Genomic DNA, 18,204 nt, shown 5'->3' with positions numbered 1-18,204 from the left:
TTAATGCAAAGCGGCTGTAAACGGGATGCTTTCACAGATTTTAGCTTCAGCTATAAGCAGCTCTTCTAGACGAACATCAACTTCTTCTTTTTCAAAGTATTCGTAAGCGAGTTCTACAAATAGGTTTTTATGTTTTTCTTCTGACTTAGCAATAGCAACATAAAAATCTTTTTCTTTACCCTCAGGAAGTGCTTGTGCAACTAAAGAAAAACGCTCGTGGCCACGTGCTTCAATTACACCGCCAACCAGTAATCGGTCCATTAAAAAACCATCACGACCATGTCTAAACAGTGCGCGTATTTGTTTTATGTACGGGTCTTTTTTGTCGTCACCTAAGTTTACATCTCGCTCTAAAAGCAATTTAAGTACTTGTTTAAAGTGTATTAATTCTTCTAGCGCTAAATCGGTCATAGCTTTTACTAATTTACGTTTGTCTGGATAATGCGAAAGCATAGACATAGCCATACCCGATGCTTTTTTTTCTGCAGCGGCGTGATCTTGTAAAAAAGTATTAAAGTCAGCAAGGACAACTTCAGTCCATTCAAATGGGGTGTGGTATTTTAATTCAAACATTTTCTGTACAACTTAAATAATAATGCGGGGATTTTAACGTATTTGATTTAAAAAATCTTGTAAGGCAGTAATTTATCTATCCGTCCTTTAGCCGTAGATTCAACTTTTAACGGGTGTTTAATATCGTTCCACGCGGTAACTTTGCCGCCCATATTCATTTTTTCAAAATCAGTTTTATCACTTTTTAACGCTAAAAAATTGCATAGCTTTTTATAGCTATCAGGCTTTGCTATATCAATGGATAAAAAATCGTTGTCACGGTTATTAAAGTACGTTTGAGCATCATTAAAATGTTTTTTATAACAGTCTGCTAAGTAACTATCGTCGCTAATATTATTAAGCGAAAGCTCACTAAACGTATTTAAATAACAACGTTTTATATGAATATTAAAGCCCCCGTCGCCACGGGTTAAATTAGTGTGCATACGCGTTAAAAGCTGTTTTATTGATACAAGCCATGCACCAAGTTCGCGCTCTAAATAAATAAACTTAGAGTCTGGGTAATGAATATCAAGCGCTTTAAAGTCATTAAATATGGGAGTGTCGGCAATCGCGTTAGCATTTTCAAAACAAGCATTAGTATATGCGGTATGCGCTGTTGTAATACCAAGCTCTAAAAATGCGTGGCACACACTAGTAGTGCCGGTACGCGGTAAACCTATTATAAATATTTTGCTCATTAACTTTTCTTTAATTAGCCACGTGTTACTAGCAATACAAAGGCGCTAACAATAATCACCAAAAATGTAGTAATGGTACCAATTTGGCGATATTTCAGGCTTTTTTCTACTATGCCTAAATTTTGAAACACACGCCCTATTAATAACGCACCACCTAATATATGACAGTAATGGCTAGCAAGCCCTTGGTACTCTGCCAAAAAAAGTAAAATTAAAGCAATTGGCACGTACTCCATAAAGTTAGCGTGGGCACGCACAGCACGTTGCAGCGTTGCGTTACCATTATCACCAAGTGATATCTGCTCCGCGCGGCGCACTTTTATTACGTTAAAGCTCAAATAAATGTAAAAGAATGCAAGTAATGCAGCATAAGTTGAAATGATCACAGCGTTTTCCTGTTATTTTTATCGCATAAGCATGCGCTTTATTATTGTGGGCGTGATAATAACATATAAATTTGAGCAGCATTATCAGAAGTTTAATAAATGCCTATGCTAAGCTAAGGGTATTAAGTAAGTAGAAAAATACATAAGGATTTTATGTTTGTACCTCGCAAAGTAGCCGACAGTTACCGTGAAATGATTAACAGTATTGGCTTTTACCCTTCTATGCTTTCAGTGGGCTTTTTAGTATTTGCCATTATAACTATGTCGGTTGAATATTTAGCCCCTATTGAGCAGCTAAAATCGTTTATATCGGTTTTACTTGTTGATAGCGCCGAAAACGCGCGTACTATTTTAAGCACTTTAGCGGGGAGTATTATTTCGCTTACCGTGTTTAGTTTTTCGATGGTAATGGTGGTTTTAAATTCGGCCAGTGCGAGTTTATCGCCCCGCGTAGTGCCTGGGCTTATTACGCGTAAATCACACCAAATGGTTTTGGGCTTTTATTTAGGCAGCATAATTTACTCAATTATTATGCTTATAAATATTAATAAACTTGAAGGTGGCAGTACGGCTATTCCTTCAATTGGTGTACTGTTTGCACTTATTTTTGGCTTGATTTCATTAGGTTTATTTGTATTTTTTATACATTCAATCTCTCGCGCCATTCAGGTTGATAACGTGTTAAATGGCTTGTTTAGCCAAACTAAAAACGAAATTAAAACAATAATACAAAGACAGCAAGAGAACCCAGTTGAAGACTTTCCAGGCTTTAGCAAGTGGCATTCGGTTAGCAGTAAAACTGAAGGGTATTATAAAGGCGTGCAAACCGATAAGCTGTGTGCCATTTTGGCAGAGCAAGATATAAAGGTGTATATCTCTGTTAACCAAGGCTATTTTACAGTTAAAGGCTACCCGTTTTTAAAATGTAATAAAGATATAGCAAACGATGAAGAGCTGATAAATAAAATTCTCGACTGCTTTATTTTTTATATAGAAGAGTACATTAGCGATCATTACCGTTATGGGTTAACGCAAATATCCGAAATTGCGGTTAAGGCAATGAGCCCGGGCATAAACGATCCCGGTACTGCGGTTAAATCAATTGATATGCTGAGTATTTTACTTATCCAAAGGCTGTCAATTAACGATATTAACTACTCGTTTAAGCACAGTGATAATGCCCCATTGTTATACCTTCATGAAACAAGCTTTGATGAGTTATTACACGACAACTTTACACCGCTGCGTAATTACGCCAAAGGCGATGCATACGTAATGACAAACGTGCTTGAGGCATTTAAAAATATTTTGTTTGTTGCCCATAAAGATACCGATGCACGAAACAGTTTATTTAATTATTTAAATGCAATTGTTGATGACATAAATGAACATGTAACTAATGAATACGACAGATGCGAAGTGACTAATATGCTCAACTCTATAGCGCGTATTAGCCAAGAGCAAGGTGAGAAGTTGGTGGCACGTTTTGAGCACCACTAGGGCGTGTTGAATTATTTGGATTGAAATTTGTTCAATCTAGGGGCGATTAAATCGCGGCGCGAGGTTTGTAACCTAGTGGGCTAAGTAAAAACCGAGCAACATAGAGTTAATCGTCCCTAGGAAGAACCTATATTTTAATCTATGTAGTACACAGCATAGCTTGAGGCAGTAACTTTAATCTCTCCAGCATGGTAGGCATCAGGTACATAGTTACTTGGTGCGCTATCAGCCATCATTACTTTTTCTGCGCGCATATACGGCTGCGACTGCACATTGAGTGGACTTAGTGACGCGCTGTACAACCCTTTTAAATCAACGCCATAATCTTCACTAAACTCTTTTGCTGCATCCCGTGCGTCTTTAATTGCTAATTTTTGCGCTTTTTTATGCAGCTCGTTGTAGTTACTTGCTAAAAATTGCGTTTGATTAATTTCGTTAATACCGTTGTTAACTAAGCTTTGTAGTAACTCAGGGTATTTATTTATATCGCTAAGCTTTACAGTTAATGTACGAGAAACCTTAAAGCCTTTAAATTCTTGATTACCGGTAGTGCGGTTGTATTGGCTATCACGGTTTATTGAGATTTGCCCGGCGTTTATATCTCCCTCTTTAACACCAATTTCTTTAACGAGCTTAATTGCTTTAGCGATGGTTAAGTCGGTTTTATTTTTAGCAGCAATTAAGTCTTTATCAACTTCAGTAATACCTACGCTAAGCTGTACGTAATCTGGCATTGTAGTAAGAGTAGCTTCGCCTTTAACATAAATATGAGGAGCATCGGGAGTCGCTGCCGCGAGTGCATCAAAACTAAGTACGTTTAAAGCCAGTGCACTACCTAAAACAAGAGTCAGTGTTTTCATTAAGTCGATCCTTTAATTTTGTAAATGCTATTAAAGACCTTACGTGGTTAATTAAATATGAACAAGCACAAAAAAACAGGCAATTGCCTGTTTTTTGTTAAGCGTTGTAACTGTGCCTACAACGTTATTTATTTTTAATTACGTATAAACCTAATTAAACACTACAACGTTTATAGTTACGGTATTTTGGTAACCAGTAATTTTTGTCGATTGCTGCCCATAACGCATCATCAGTAATCTCAAGAGCAACGCCCTCTTCGATTGCTTTTTTAGCAATGGCAAATGCAATACGCTTACTTAGCGTTTCAATTTCAGTCAGGGCTGGTAATAAACTACCTTTACCTGTGTTGGCACGCGGCGACGACTCTGCAAGCATTTCGCTAGACACACTTAACATAGCATCTGTAATGCGTGTCGCTTTAGCGGCAATAACCCCTAAACCAATACCCGGGAAAATATAACTATTGTTACATTGTGGGATTGGGAACGTTTCGCCATTGTGTTCAACCGGATCAAACGGGCTACCTGTTGCAACAAGCGCTTTACCGTCAGTCCACTTAATCACATCAGCAGGATGCGCTTCTACCTGCTTAGATGGATTACTCAATGGGAAAATAATTGGCTGTTCACAACCGGCGTGCATTGCACGAATAGCTTGCTCAGTAAACAAACCAGGTTGGCCTGAAACACCAATTAAAATGTCTGGTTGTGCACAGTGCATAACATCAAGAAGTGATGCGTATTCACCGCTGTAAGTCCAATCACTTAACGAGCCTTGCGGTTGTGCAAGTGCTTGTTGGAAATCGCGTAAGCCTTCCATACCCTCTGAAAGTAGGCCAAAACGGTCAACCATAAATACTTGGCTACGCGCTTGAGCTTCTGTAATACCTTCAAAAACCATTTGGCTAATAATTTGCTCAGCAATACCACAACCAGCAGAACCTGCACCCACAAAAACTACTTTTTGTTGGCTTAGGGTTGAATTTTTAACACGACACGCAGCAAGTAAAGAACCGACCGTTACAGCCGCAGTACCTTGAATGTCATCGTTAAAGCTACAAATTTCATTGCGGTAGCGCTTAAGTAACGGCATTGCATTTGGTTGTGCAAAATCTTCAAACTGAAGTAATACATTTGGCCAGCGACGTTTAACCGCTTTAATGAATAAATCTAAAAACTCATCGTATTCGTCTTGAGCAATACGCTTATGACGTGCACCCATGTACATAGGATCGTTTAAAAGCTTTTCGTTATTAGTACCCACATCAAGCATTACAGGTAATGTGTATGCTGGGCTTATACCGCCACACGCAGTGTAAAGTGACAATTTACCAATTGGGATACCCATGCCACCAATACCTTGATCGCCTAGGCCTAAAATACGCTCGCCATCGGTTACAACAATCACTTTTACTTTACCTTTGGTAGCGTTGCGTAAAATGTCGTCAATTTGGTAACGATCTTCATACGAAATAAATAAGCCACGTGCGCTGCGATAAATGTCTGAGAATTTTTCACAAGCGTCGCCCACTGTCGGTGTGTAAATGATTGGCATCATTTCTTCGAGATGATCACGCACTAAACGGTAGTAAAGTGTTTCGTTGTTATCTTGAATCGCACGTAAGTAAATATGCTTATTAAGGTTGTCGGTAAAGCTAGAATACTGCTGATAACAACGCTCAACTTGCTCTTCTATTGTTTCAAAGCGAGGAGGAAGTAAACCAGCAAGATTGAAATTTTCGCGTTCTTTTTTACTAAAGGCACTGCCTTTATTTAATAGCGGTGTTTCAATTAGGCCAGGGCCAGAATGATGAATATATAAGTAGTTAGGATCAGTATTAGTTGTCATATTTCCAGGCTTTAACGGAGTCTTAAGTTATGATCTGTCATTATCAGTGTTAAAGGTTTAATTGCAACGACAATTAAGCTAGTCAGACCATTGAGAGAAAATACATGCGGGCTTCACTGCCCACATGCATATTATACATAATTTAAAATTGTATAGTGGCGTTATTATCAGTTAAATCAGATAACGCAACACCTTCACGGCGAGGGTCCGCACCACCATATAAGGTATTATTTTTAACTTCAACTGCGTGTAAGCCTGAGTTTAAATCAATAATACGTACATTGTGGCCACGTTTAGTAAGCGCAGGCGCAATGGCTTCAATGGTTGTGCCTTTTTCAAGGCTGGTGTAATCGTTACGATTTGTTGTACGCGGTAAGTTAATAGCGTCTTGTGCTGATAAATTCCAGTCAATAACACCCACAACAACTTGTGCAACGTAATCTATGATACGACTACCGCCAGGTGAGCCTATAATTAAACGTAAGCTGCCATCTTTATTAAATACCATTACCGGTGACATAGAGCTACGCGGGCGTTTACCAGCCTCTACACGGTTTGCTACAAGCTTACCGTTTTTACGTGGCGATAACGAAAAGTCAGTTAGTTGGTTATTTAAAATAAAGCCATTAACCATAACCGTAGAGCCAAACGCCATTTCAATTGAACTGGTCATCGAAACGGCGTTACCTTTACTATCTACAATAGAGACATGTGAGGTAGAAGGTAACTCGTATGAATCATCCATTGCATAACTTAAATACCCTACAGGATTACCTGCTACCGCTTTTTGGTCTGTTTCGGTAATTAATTTAGCGCGTGAGGCAATATAATCTTTGTTTAAGAGCTCTTGTGTAGGTACTTGGGTAAAATCGGGATCGCCCATGTACATATCGCGATCGGCAAATGCAATACGCGAAGCTTGGCTAAAGTAATGAATCGCCTTTTCGCCGTTTGGCTTAAGTGCACTCATATCTTTATGCTCAAGTAGGCCAAGCATTTGTAGTACTGCTACGCCGCCACTACTCGGTGGTGCCATAGAACACACGTTATAAGCACGATATTGAATACATACCGCATCGCGTTCTTTACTTTTGTAATCAGCTAAGTCTTGTACGCTTAATTTACCAGGGGCAATTTTAGAGTGTTGTACCGCATTAACCATTTGTTTAGCATTTTCGCCTTTATAAAATGCATCAATGCCCTGCTTTGCAATGTCTTTGTATAAATCAGCAAGAGGTTGATTTTTTTTAACACTACCCACTTCAATTAATTTACCATTTGGGTAAAAGTATTCGTTAATAATTGGCATGCTCAACACGCCAGGGTTTAACTGTCGGGCTAATAAGCCATGTAAACGCGGCGAAACTACAAAGCCTTGCTCTGCAAGTTCAATAGCAGGCTTAAAAAGCGCTTCCCATGGTAATGTTCCGTATTGCTTATGTGCGCTTGCAAATGCATGTAAAATACCAGGTACACCAACAGAGCGTCCGCCTACTACAGCTTCAATCCATTTAACGGCTTTACCGTGCTTATCTAAAAACAGCGTTTCGTCTGCATTTGCAGGTGCTGTTTCGCGGCCATCAAAACTAGTCAGCTTATTGTTTGCTTTGTTGTAGTACATCATAAATGTACCACCGCCAATACCTGACGATTGCGGCTCAACTAAAGTAAGCACTAGTTGAGTAGCAATGGCAGCATCTACGGCACTGCCGCCTTGGGCTAAAATTTGTTGACCGGCTCTTGAGGCATATGGATTTGCAGCAGCAACCATGTATTTATCACCTTGCACCACTTTTTTATGGATTAATCCAGTAGCGGCTTCAGGTTCGCGAGTTTCAATTTGAGTTGCTTGCTGTGCAAATGAAGGCAGTGATACTGCGCACAGTCCAATGGCAAATAATGAGTTAAGTTTAAAATGCATAAAAATACTAAAAACACTTAATTACGTAGTTGTATTTGGCATCTTAAAGTTAAACGGGCACAATATGCAAAAATTTTGACTAAAAAAATATAATAAAATGCTTAATTTACCTATTCAACCACGTTATATATTACCGCCTATTATTCTGCTGCTATTTAGTACCATTTTTGCTGCATTTGATTTAAATAATTTACTTGAATTTAACCGAAGCCTAATTGATGAAGGCGAACTGTGGCGAATCTTTTCTAGCCAATTTGTTCATGCTAATTGGGCTCATTTGGGATTAAATGCCAGTGGTGTTTTATTAATATGGCTTTTACATGGCGAATACACATCACCTACTCGCTACGCTTTTAATACAAGTGCGCTGGCGCTGTGGTGTGGGCTCGGCGTGTACTGGTTTTGCCCAAGCATACATATTTACACTGGATTGAGTGCTCTACTGCATGGTGTAATTATTTGGGGGGCAGTTAAAGATATAACTGTAGGGCTTAAGTCGGGTTATTTATTATTTGTAGGCGTATGGATTAAAATAGCGTTTGAGCAATTTAGCGGCCCTAATGCTGATATTGGAAAGCTTATTAACTCCACTGTGGCTATTGATGCACATTTAATTGGTGTAATTGGCGGGACTCTGCTTGCCATACCACTGGTTATAGAACTCTTTAATAAGAACTTTAAAAATAAAAAATAAAGTTAGATTTTGTTCAACCCAATAAAAACGCCGCATTAGTTAACTAAACTAATGCGGCGTTTTTGTTTTTATACTTTAAGAATTAAAGATTAAAGCGTTTCTTTAAATAACTTATGAATACGTCGGTATTCGTCTAACCAGCTTGAAGGCTGTACAAAGCCATGTGGTTCAACAGGAAATATAGCTGTTTCAAAGTTTTGCTTTTCAAGCTCTATTAAGCGCTGTACTAAACGCACTGAATCTTGAAAAAACACGTTATCGTCAACCATGGGTGCATTAATGAGTAAACGTTTGTTTAAACCCTCAGCGTAATAAATTGGCGAGCTACGCTCATATGCAATCGGGTCAACATCAGGATGGTTTAATATATTAGCCGTATAACCTGTGTTGTAATGTGCCCAGTCGGTAACAGGTCGTAGTGCCGCACCCGATTGAAATAACTCAGGCGCGGTAAACAATGCCATAAAGGTCATAAAGCCGCCGTAAGAGCCACCATAAGTACCTACTGCTTTGGTATCAACGTTGGCATTTTGCGCCATCCATTTAACGCCATCGGCTAAATCTTGTGTTTCAGGTGTGCCCATTTGACGATAAATCGCGGTGCGCCAATCACGGCCGTAACCTTTAGATGCGCGGTAATCCATATCCATTACTATGTAACCTTCATCAGCGAGCAATGAATGGAACATAAATTCACGAAAATAAACCGAAAACCCCATGTGTGAATTCTGTAAGTAACCCGCGCCGTGATTAAAAATAACCGCTTTTCGGTTTTTACCTACTTCACCTACTACGTAATCAGCTGGGTAGTACACTTTTGCGTATATAGGTTGATCAGTATGGCTCGATGGCACAGCAACAATTTTAGGTGCAGTTAGCTTTTTAGCTAAAAACTCATCCGACACAGTATGCGTTAATCGCGTTGCTTTTGTATTGGCTTGAGCATCAGCTACATAAAGCTCATTAGGCATGGTAATTGTAGAGTGCTTAAGGAGTAACTTGCTTTCATCTGGGCTTAACGTGTAATCAGTCATGCCATTTAAGTCAGTAACTTGCTCGCTATTACCTGTTTGTGGGTTAACGCGGTAAATTTCGTACAGGCCTGGATGCTCAACATTCGCTTTGTAATAAATTGCGCTGTCGTCGCTGGTAAGCGTTAAGTTAGAAACCTCAAATTGGCCTTGTGTTAACGCGGTTGCTTTGCCGTTAATTGGTTTTTTATAAAGCTGGCTGTAACCCGACTCTTCCGATAGGTAATAAAGCGTGTTTGAGTTATGTAACCAACCAAAGTCGTTAAACGCGTAAGCAATCCATGCATCGTCATGCAGGCGATGTTGCGAGACAAGTTTGTTGTTTTTAAAATCAACGTTCGCAAGCCAGCGGTCTTTGTTGTCCCATGCTTCAAGCATGACAGCTACTTGCGAGCCGTCATCGTTCCATACTACTGGGCTTTGATCAAAACCCCAGTCCATAATAAGGTTAATGCCACGAGGCGCCTTTTTAGACTTATATGTTTTACCTTTCCGTGCATAGTTTTCTTTTTTAACTGCGGCTAAAACATCTTCGTCAAAGCCCGGTAAAGTATTAAAGCTAAGTGATGTTTGCTCTTTGTTAGTTAAATTGATGTACACAAGCTTTGAGGTTTCTTCTTTAGCGTCGGCTACTCGGCGGCGTGCTTTTTTAGGTTCTATAGTGGCGTCATTTGTAATGTAGTTAGGCATAATATCGTCATCACCGCGCCAATCTGTTTGCTTTTGTACAACGACTAACAGCGCATCACCATTTGGCGAAAGCTGTGCTTCTGCAACTTTATTACCATCACCTAAGTAGTAAGCCGTGTTAGCAATTGAATTGTTTTGTTCATTAATTTGCTCATTACGTGCTTGCTTATCTTTTTTATTTTTTTGTTGAAGCGCCACAAACTTAATCAATTTATGCTGCTCTTTAGCAATATACGTGCTTGGCTCTTCAATCCCTTTTGGCTCATCAGCAAGTTTTAAGTTAGCAAGCTCGCTCGTTAAGCCTGTTTTTAAATCAACTTTAAAAAATACATTGCCTTGGCGGTAAACTAAATCGCCATTATTTAAAAATTGTGGTTTAGATTCGCTTGCTGATGTCGCTGTAATTTGTTTAAGTTCACCGGTTTTTAGGTTTTTAACAAACACATTGCCTTTAAACGTGTAGGCCGCCATTGTTTTATTTTTTGAATAAACAGCTTTATTTGAACCCACAGTATGAAGTTTATTAAGTGCTACCTGCTCTGCTGTTTGGCTAGTAACCGATTGGCTAAATAAATCGCGTAGTGTATTACCTTGCTCTTTTTGAGCATAAATAATAGTAGCCGAATCGCTAGCCCAATAAGCGCTCTCTGGCTGATTGCCCATCCAATCCGGATCGGCCATTGCTTGTTCTAGCGTTATTTTTTGTGAGCCGATATCTGCTGGCGTGTTTACAACCGCAGCAACCGATGTTGCTGGTAAAGCACTTTGCTGTGTTGATGAGGTGTTAGCGGTCGCGCTACAACCTGCAAGCATGACACTTGAGGCAACAGCTAAGGCCACTAACGTTTTAGATGAAGAAAAATTAAAAATCATAGCGCTTCTATACGGTTATTATAATTAAGCCGTATTTAAGCAGAAGCACTCAAGTTATTGCAATTTTTTAAGATAAATAGCCATTAAACAGGGTAAAGCTCAGTTTACTAGCGCATCCCCTGTTAATAGGCGTTATTCAACTATTAAATCAAGCCACACCAGTCGATGATCGCTCGATGCGTTTCTGTCTTTAATTAAACGATATTCATTGCTCGTTTTAGTTGGCCAAAACACACCACCGTCTTTAACTTTTAAGCCGTAGTTTGACGGTAAAACGTAATCAACACGCGCTTGCCAATTAGCACTGTAATTTTGTGCATAAGGCACAGCATACTGCTCTTTAGCGCCCTCACTTTTTGGAACAAAACTTGCATTTATCAATGGGTTTTTAAGCAGTTGGTCGGTGGTATTTGTGCGGGCTTTATCGCCCTCTGGTGCGGCGTTTAAATCACCTAAAATAACAAACCGAGAGTAAGTTTTTAAACCGCCTTTTTCGCCTTTATCATCGTAAATATACTTAGCGTTTGAAACGTAATCGGCAATTAACCTTACTTCATCGTGGTTACGTTTGCCGTTTCTATCCTCTTCACCGTCAAATACAGGAGGTGTTGGGTGAGATGCAATAACATGAATGGTTTTATCATTTACGTTAATAGGTAAATCCCAAAACGATTTAGAGCTAAGTCTTAACGCTTGCCATTCTTGTGTGTTATACCAGTTTTCGCCTGTTTTAGGCATTACGGGCATTTGTGCATTTGGCATGTCTTTATATTTAAAGGTTTGAAGGGTTCTTACTTTATCAAAATCGATTGGGTATTTTGACAAAATAGCCATACCGTAATGGCCTTCAAAAAAACCAAAACCTTGTGCATCGCCCATCACGCCATTTTTCTTGCCATCGTTATCTAAATCAAACTCGGTAGCTAGGCCTGTATTTACAGGGGCAATATAAGAGTAAGGGTAATTAATAGCGGCTTGTTTTTGCTGACCTACATTTAAATAATGTTGATTAAAGTATTCAATTCCCTGCTCTTTTGGGATGTAATCAAATTCGTTAAGTAAAATAATGTCAGGGCGAACACGTTGAATAATTTCCGCTATATTCTTAATTTGCTGGTGGTTTGCTTTAAGTGCATTAACTAAAGCATCACTTTTAACTTGCTCACCTTTAGGTGTGTGATTAGTTGCATCCATACTTACATTAAAAGTAGCAACACGAAGAGAGTCTGATGCAAATGCACTGTTACTAAAAAAAGGACTAAAAGAAGCGGCAACAAGTAGTGCGCTATAAATTGCTTTAAGTTTCATTAAATAATTTCACTGTAAAATTTTAGACTCAATCATTATTTCACAATCTAGGTAACCTTGCGCCTTTTTTAAATGCAAAAAAATGCCGAGCAAGCTCGGCATTTAATAAAACGGTTAGCCATTTAATGAAGGATTAAATTTGCCGCCGCTTTTAAAATACCAGGGTAGTCTTGCTCAGGTAGATATTCAGTAAGCTCACCTAATTTATCTGCTAGGTCGTTCATGCTAGTGGCCGATACGTTTATATGGCCCATTTTACGACCTGGCTTTGCAGTTTTACCGTACCAATGGCTAGTCACATCTGCATATTTTAGTACGTCAGCTGGAATATTAGATTGCCCTAGTACGTTTATCATCGCGGTAATGTGTTTAAGCTCTGTATTACCAAGCGGTAAACCTGCAACAGCACGCATGTGGTTTTCAAACTGTGAGCAATGGCAGCCTTGTTGCGTCCAGTGGCCTGAGTTATGTACACGCGGTGCGATTTCGTTAACGAGTAACGTGCCTTGTACATCAAAAAACTCAATTGCTAATACGCCAACGTAGTTAAGCTCGTTTGCTATTTTTGTAAATGCATCGTTTGCTTGCGCTTCAACGTTGTGATTATTTTTACCGGCAATAGAAAGCGTTAATACACCATTTGTGTGCTCATTTTCTGTTAGCGGATAAATAGCAACATTACCGTATTTATCGCGCGCACCAATAATAGATACTTCACGATCAAACGGGATCATTTTTTCAGCAATAATTGTATGTGGCGCAAGCTCGGTGCCCGATGCAATAAAATCAGACATTTGTGACCAAATTTCGTCTATTTGACTATCCGATTTTAAACGCCATTGGCCTTTTCCATCGTAACCCGCTTGGCATGTTTTAATAACAAGTGGCTTGCCTAGGATTTTAACTGCGTGTTCAAGATGCGCTTTTTCAGTAATTAATTGATACGGCGCACAAGTTACGTTTGTTTTATCAAGCAATGCTTTTTCAAGCGAGCGATCGCCACCGGTTTTAATAGCGGCTTTTCCTGGGTAGAACTTATTGCTGTTACAGCAAAGTGTTAGTACGTCATCAGGAATGTGCTCAAACTCTGCAGTAATTGCATCAGCGTTTAATATTGCTTGTTCAAGTGACGTGCTATAAACCTCACCAGTTAGCGGATGCTTAATTTGCTTGCTGCCTACATCGTATGCAACCACATTTAAATTAAGCGGCGCGCCTGCAAGACTCATCATACGTGCAAGTTGCCCTGCACCTAATATTAAAATATTCATTATTACTCTGCAGGGTTTGGATTAGCTAATATAGTATCGGTTTGAGCTTTACGAAACGCTTCAATTTTTGCAAAAATTTCTGGATTTTGACACCCTAAAATTTGTGCGGCTAGTAAACCTGCGTTTGCTGCGCCCGGCTCACCAATTGCAAGTGTGCCCACTGCAACGCCTTTAGGCATTTGGCAAATAGATAAAAGTGAATCAACACCATTTAATGCTTTTGATTTTACAGGCACGCCCAGTACAGGAAGCGATGTAAAAGCAGCAGCCATGCCTGGTAAATGGGCCGCGCCGCCAGCGCCAGCAATAATAACTTTAATACCGCGTTCTGCGGCTGAACTTGCGTAATCAGCAAGTAATTGAGGAGTGCGGTGTGCAGACACGACTTTAGTTTCGTACTTAATGCCAAAATGCTCAAGCATAAGTGCTGCATGTTCCATGGTTGGCCAATCTGATTTAGAACCCATAATAATGCCAACAGTCATAAATACTCCTCAGTAATGTATTTTTAAAATAGCGGACTTATGTCCTGTTTAAGCCGGGTATTATACCCAAAGCCATATTAATTGCGACTAATACAAAGCCACAAAAACAAAAAAAGCCATGTTTAAACATGGCTTTTTAGAGTTAACGGGTAAATAGCTAATTAAGCTTCTTTACTCGCTAGGTATTCTGCGTAGTTGCCTCTAAAGTCAATGATTTTACCATCTTTAACTTCCCAAATTCGGGTAGCTACCGATGATACAAATTGACGATCGTGCGATACAAACATTAATGTACCTTCGTAGGCTTCAAGTGCTAAGTTAAGCGCTTCAATAGATTCCATATCCATGTGGTTGGTTGGCTCATCCATTAGCAATATGTTTGGTTTATGCATCATAATTTTACCAAACAGCATGCGGCCTTGCTCACCACCTGAAATTACTTTAACTGACTTCTTAATATCGTTTTGAGAGAACAGCATACGACCTAAGAAGCTACGAACCACTTGCTCGTCGTCGCCTTCTTGTTGCCATTGCTCCATCCACTGAAACAAGTTCATGTCGGTTGCAAACTCATCTGCGTGATCTTGCGCGTAGTAACCAATATTTGCATTTTCTGAGAACTTAAACTCACCGGCTTTAGGAGCTAAGCGCCCTGCTAATGTATTAAGTAATGTTGTTTTACCAACACCATTTTCACCAATAATAGCAATACGTTCGCCAACTTCTACTAAACCTTCAAGTCCAGAAAACAATGTGTTGTCGTCAAAACCTTGCGTTAAGTTATTCATTTCAAGCGCGTTTCTGAATAACTGCTTTTCTTGGTCGAAGCGAATAAACGGCGTTTGGCGTGAAGACGCTTTAACTTCGTCTAACTGAATTTTGTCGATACGTTTCGCGCGCGATGTTGCCTGCTTAGCTTTAGATGCGTTAGCAGAGAAACGTGATACAAACTGTTGAAGTTCAGCAATTTGGTTTTTCTTCTTCGCGTTTTCGCTAAGTAGTTGCTCACGTGCTTGCGTTGCTGCAAACATGTATTCGTCGTAGTTACCTGAGTAAATACGTAGCTCACCGTAGTCAATATCGGCCATGTGAGTACACACAGAGTTTAAAAAGTGACGGTCATGCGAGATGATTATCATGGTACAGTCGCGTTGGTTTAACACGTCTTCTAACCACTTGATGGTGTAAATATCCAAGTTATTGGTAGGCTCATCAAGTAGCATTATATCTGGGTCTGAAAACAACACCTGTGCAAGTAGCACACGTAGTTTAAAACCAGGTGCAATTTCTGACATTGGGCCAAAGTGTTGGTCTGTGCCAATACCTACGCCTAATAGAAGCTCGCCTGCTTTAGATTCAGCAGAGTAACCATCCATTTCAGCAAACTCAGTTTCAAGATCGGCTACTTTCATACCGTCGTCTTCACTCATTTCTGGTAAAGAGTAAATACGGTCGCGTTCTTGTTTTATTTTCCACAGCTCTTTGTGACCCATGATCACAGTATCAATTACTGAGTATTCTTCGTAGGCAAACTGGTCTTGGTTTAGTTTAGCAACACGTTCATTTGGATCAGTACTTACATTACCTGAAGACGCTTCGAGCTCACCACTTAGAATCTTCATAAATGTTGATTTACCACAACCATTTGCACCGATTAAACCGTAACGGTTTCCGTCGCCAAATTTTGCTGAGATATTTTCAAATAATGGTTTAGCACCAAATTGCATGGTGACATTAGCTGTACTAATAATAGCGCTACCCTCCAAAGGAGTAATGATGTATTTAAATTGCGCGCAGTTTAAACCAAAATGGCCTGTTTTTCTATGAAAGTTTAAAGGCAAACCACGTGGTTTAAGGCAATTATTATCACTGAGCTACTCGTAATTAAAATAACAAATTAGATTTAGTGTTTTTGCAAATTGTTATTCAACTTAGATAAATTAAAATTCATAAATACATTCATAATAAACCGATATGAGCGTTTAGAATTTGGTATATATATTAGGGTCTGTTGATCTTTTAAGGTTAAATTTTCAGCAGTCTGTTTGGTATTAAGACAAGGCAGAGTCTATGTAGTGTGGTTATTCCCCATAAATGGGCGATAACGTAGCATTAATGCCAAACAGGCGCTGCCCAAAGGGGTCTTCCTAGGGGCTATTTACTCTTTGTTGCTCGGTTTTTACTTAGCCCACTAGGTTACAAACCTCGCGCCGCGATTAAATAGCCCCTAGTTTGAACAAATTTTAATCCGCAAAGATCAACAGACCCTAGAGTAAAAACACTTTTAACGTGTTTGTGTGTTTACTTAACTCATTTTTGTACAACCTATAACAATAAAAAGTTATATTTATGAAAATAAAGCACTTTTAGAGCTTTTGCACTAGTCGCTATTTTTTAACCAAGATGAAATTAATTCAAATTAGAATTTTAACACACCACTTATTACCAATCCTTTTCACCTACAAAACAACTAAAAAAACAAACCTCAGCAACACCTGAAAAACAAAATTAACCTCGAGTGAATGTCAATTAAGTTTGCCGTCCAATTTTGTTGATTTTTTTTCACTTTTGAGCCGTTTATTGCTTTGTTAATCTTCGAACCTGAATTTTTACCTACGTAAAAACACTGAAATTTACACAGGGCAACACACAAGATGAGCAAAAAATTAGCGACACTGATTAGCGCAAGTATTGTATTAGCACCCGCTGTTTCGGCGGTAGAGTTATACAAAGATGATAAAAACACTCTAAAAGTAGGTGGATATCTTGATGTGCGTGTAATTAACACACAAAACGAAACCGAAGTTGTTAACGGTACTTCGCGCATTAACTTTGGCTTTACCCGAAAGCTCAAGAAAGACTGGACTGCCCTTGCACTCGTAGAATGGGGTGTAAACCCTGTTGGCAGCAGCGATATAATTTATAATAATCGTTTTGAATCAATTCAGGACGAGTTTTTGTATAACCGTTTAGGTTACGCAGGCCTTTCACACGAAAAGTACGGTCAACTTACCATTGGTAAACAATGGGGTGCATGGTACGACGTAGTTTATGGCACAAATAATAGCTTTGTATGGGATGGTAATGCAGCTGGCGTTTACACCTATAACAAAGACGATGGCGCTGTAAATGGCACTGGCCGTGGTGATAAGTTAGTGCAGTACCGCAATAGCTATAACGATTTTAGTTTTGCAGTACAAGCACAGCTTAAAAACAGCGAATTTTATACCTGTGACGTAAGCAACATCTCAGAAGATGAATGCGAAACGTTATGGAACTCTGGCGATAGTGCAGCCCAAGAAGTTGAATTTAACTACACATTTGGTGCATCTGTAACATATACCCCTATCGATATGCTCACACTTACAGCGGGTATTAACCGTGGCGAGTTTGATTTAACGTTTGGCGATGGTTCTACTCGCAATGTTGAAGATTTAATTTACGGTGCAGGCATTATGTGGGGCAACATTGATAAGCCCGGCCTATACGTTGCTGCCAACGTAAATAAAAACAAAAACCACGACACCGATAATATTGGTCGCTTAATTGATGACGCAATAGGTATAGAAACATTTGCATCTTACCGCTTTGATAACGATTTTCGCCCTTTTATTGCCTACAACGTGTTTGATGCCGGTGATGACTACGTAATTCAGCCAAACTTTAACGCCGATCCAGACGATGTATTTAAGCGTCAATTTGCTGTTATTGGCCTTCACTACTTAATTGACGAAGACACTATTGCCTACGTAGAAGCGCGTAAAGACTTTAGCGACTTTGAAAGTGATAACGACGATCAACAAGCACAAATGGAGCAGTCGGAAGATGACGGTATAGCATTTGGTTTTAGATATAAGTTCTAAATATAAGCTCTAAATATAAGTTAAAAAACGACTACAACTTCCCTAAGCACAACCCTTTTAGCCCTTTTAACTTTTTTAACTGGGCTTTTTTTATTCCGCTGTCTCGTCCTGAAATGTGTTTACACATTTAGGATTTATTATGACCAAGTCAAATAATACACCGATCAAACGAACACAACGAGATTATTCATTAGGCTTTAAATTACAAGTTGTCGACGCT

At 39.3% G+C, this 18,204-nt stretch carries 14 protein-coding genes; 3 read left to right on the top strand and 11 right to left on the bottom strand.

Features of this window, described 5'->3' with window-relative positions:
• From I6E70_RS11565 to I6E70_RS11555, 3 genes are read right to left on the bottom strand one after another with little or no spacing between them, the layout of a single operon-like run.
• Complete coding sequence (locus tag I6E70_RS11565) at positions 1-573, bottom strand: tRNA-(ms[2]io[6]A)-hydroxylase (RefSeq protein WP_007586685.1); 573 nt, start codon at positions 571-573, stop codon at positions 1-3.
• Positions 574-620: 47 nt separating this feature from the next.
• On the bottom strand, positions 621-1,253 hold the full coding sequence (locus I6E70_RS11560; RefSeq protein ID WP_165726049.1) for a sulfotransferase: 633 nt from the start codon (positions 1,251-1,253) through the stop codon (positions 621-623).
• A 14-nt stretch (positions 1,254-1,267) separates the two neighbouring features.
• A complete protein-coding gene (locus I6E70_RS11555) occupies positions 1,268-1,639 on the bottom strand; it encodes an MAPEG family protein (RefSeq protein ID WP_007586689.1) in 372 nt (123 codons plus the stop codon).
• Between the two features lie 153 nt (positions 1,640-1,792).
• On the opposite strand from I6E70_RS11555, the gene I6E70_RS11550 reads away from it, so the two are divergent.
• Positions 1,793-3,139: a DUF2254 domain-containing protein gene (locus I6E70_RS11550; RefSeq protein WP_197188758.1), complete on the top strand. Its 1,347-nt coding sequence runs from the start codon at positions 1,793-1,795 to the stop codon at positions 3,137-3,139.
• A 134-nt stretch (positions 3,140-3,273) separates the two neighbouring features.
• Here I6E70_RS11550 and I6E70_RS11545 read toward each other — a convergent pair whose 3' ends face one another.
• From I6E70_RS11545 to ggt, 3 genes are all read right to left on the bottom strand, one after another.
• A complete protein-coding gene (locus I6E70_RS11545) occupies positions 3,274-3,999 on the bottom strand; it encodes an SIMPL domain-containing protein (protein WP_007586691.1) in 726 nt (241 codons plus the stop codon).
• 154 nt (positions 4,000-4,153) lie between these two features.
• Positions 4,154-5,848, bottom strand: coding sequence for an NAD-dependent malic enzyme (locus I6E70_RS11540; RefSeq protein WP_197103534.1), 1,695 nt, complete (start codon positions 5,846-5,848; stop codon positions 4,154-4,156).
• Positions 5,849-5,990: 142 nt separating this feature from the next.
• Positions 5,991-7,769: a gamma-glutamyltransferase gene (gene ggt, locus I6E70_RS11535; protein WP_197188757.1), complete on the bottom strand. Its 1,779-nt coding sequence runs from the start codon at positions 7,767-7,769 to the stop codon at positions 5,991-5,993.
• Positions 7,770-7,866: 97 nt separating this feature from the next.
• Between ggt and rrtA the strand changes: the two genes are divergently transcribed.
• Positions 7,867-8,463 carry a rhombosortase gene (rrtA, locus tag I6E70_RS11530; protein ID WP_197188756.1) on the top strand — a complete coding sequence of 199 codons (597 nt, stop codon included), beginning with the start codon at positions 7,867-7,869 and terminating at the stop codon, positions 8,461-8,463.
• An 89-nt stretch (positions 8,464-8,552) separates the two neighbouring features.
• On the opposite strand, the gene I6E70_RS11525 is transcribed toward rrtA, so the two are convergent.
• The 5 genes from I6E70_RS11525 to I6E70_RS11505 form a co-directional block, all read right to left on the bottom strand.
• Positions 8,553-11,057 (bottom strand): S9 family peptidase, encoded by a 2,505-nt coding sequence (locus I6E70_RS11525; RefSeq protein WP_197188755.1) that lies wholly within the window; start codon positions 11,055-11,057, stop codon positions 8,553-8,555.
• A gap of 132 nt (positions 11,058-11,189) precedes the next feature.
• Positions 11,190-12,365, bottom strand: coding sequence for an endonuclease/exonuclease/phosphatase family protein (locus I6E70_RS11520; protein WP_197188754.1), 1,176 nt, complete (start codon positions 12,363-12,365; stop codon positions 11,190-11,192).
• A 122-nt stretch (positions 12,366-12,487) separates the two neighbouring features.
• Complete coding sequence (locus I6E70_RS11515; RefSeq protein WP_197188753.1) at positions 12,488-13,636, bottom strand: 5-(carboxyamino)imidazole ribonucleotide synthase; 1,149 nt, start codon at positions 13,634-13,636, stop codon at positions 12,488-12,490.
• A 2-nt stretch (positions 13,637-13,638) separates the two neighbouring features.
• Positions 13,639-14,121 (bottom strand): 5-(carboxyamino)imidazole ribonucleotide mutase, encoded by a 483-nt coding sequence (purE, locus tag I6E70_RS11510; RefSeq protein WP_002962540.1) that lies wholly within the window; start codon positions 14,119-14,121, stop codon positions 13,639-13,641.
• A gap of 161 nt (positions 14,122-14,282) precedes the next feature.
• On the bottom strand, positions 14,283-15,872 hold the full coding sequence (locus tag I6E70_RS11505) for an ABC-F family ATPase (RefSeq protein ID WP_076915491.1): 1,590 nt from the start codon (positions 15,870-15,872) through the stop codon (positions 14,283-14,285).
• 903 nt (positions 15,873-16,775) lie between these two features.
• Here I6E70_RS11505 and I6E70_RS11500 point away from each other — a divergent pair.
• Positions 16,776-17,984 carry a porin gene (locus tag I6E70_RS11500; RefSeq protein WP_197188752.1) on the top strand — a complete coding sequence of 403 codons (1,209 nt, stop codon included), beginning with the start codon at positions 16,776-16,778 and terminating at the stop codon, positions 17,982-17,984.
• Positions 17,985-18,204: the final 220 nt, after the last annotated feature.

The organism is Pseudoalteromonas sp. NGC95 (assembly GCF_015864705.1).
In the GTDB taxonomy this organism is placed as follows: domain Bacteria; phylum Pseudomonadota; class Gammaproteobacteria; order Enterobacterales; family Alteromonadaceae; genus Pseudoalteromonas; species Pseudoalteromonas arctica.
Note: the sequence above shows the minus strand (reverse complement) of the source record. Positions and strands in the feature narration are given on the sequence as shown.

Excerpts from the sequence above, each read along its gene's own strand:
- I6E70_RS11540 (WP_197103534.1), bottom strand. The coding sequence starts at position 5,848 with ATGACAACTAATACTGATCCTAACTACTTATATATTCATCATTCTGGC.
- purE (WP_002962540.1), bottom strand. The coding sequence starts at position 14,121 with ATGACTGTTGGCATTATTATGGGTTCTAAATCAGATTGGCCAACCATG.
- I6E70_RS11560 (WP_165726049.1), bottom strand. The coding sequence starts at position 1,253 with ATGAGCAAAATATTTATAATAGGTTTACCGCGTACCGGCACTACTAGT.
- I6E70_RS11520 (WP_197188754.1), bottom strand. The coding sequence starts at position 12,365 with ATGAAACTTAAAGCAATTTATAGCGCACTACTTGTTGCCGCTTCTTTT.
- I6E70_RS11550 (WP_197188758.1), top strand. The coding sequence starts at position 1,793 with ATGTTTGTACCTCGCAAAGTAGCCGACAGTTACCGTGAAATGATTAAC.
- I6E70_RS11515 (WP_197188753.1), bottom strand. The coding sequence starts at position 13,636 with ATGAATATTTTAATATTAGGTGCAGGGCAACTTGCACGTATGATGAGT.
- I6E70_RS11545 (WP_007586691.1), bottom strand. The coding sequence starts at position 3,999 with ATGAAAACACTGACTCTTGTTTTAGGTAGTGCACTGGCTTTAAACGTA.
- I6E70_RS11565 (WP_007586685.1), bottom strand. The coding sequence starts at position 573 with ATGTTTGAATTAAAATACCACACCCCATTTGAATGGACTGAAGTTGTC.
- I6E70_RS11500 (WP_197188752.1), top strand. The coding sequence starts at position 16,776 with ATGAGCAAAAAATTAGCGACACTGATTAGCGCAAGTATTGTATTAGCA.
- I6E70_RS11525 (WP_197188755.1), bottom strand. The coding sequence starts at position 11,057 with ATGATTTTTAATTTTTCTTCATCTAAAACGTTAGTGGCCTTAGCTGTT.
- ggt (WP_197188757.1), bottom strand. The coding sequence starts at position 7,769 with ATGCATTTTAAACTTAACTCATTATTTGCCATTGGACTGTGCGCAGTA.
- rrtA (WP_197188756.1), top strand. The coding sequence starts at position 7,867 with ATGCTTAATTTACCTATTCAACCACGTTATATATTACCGCCTATTATT.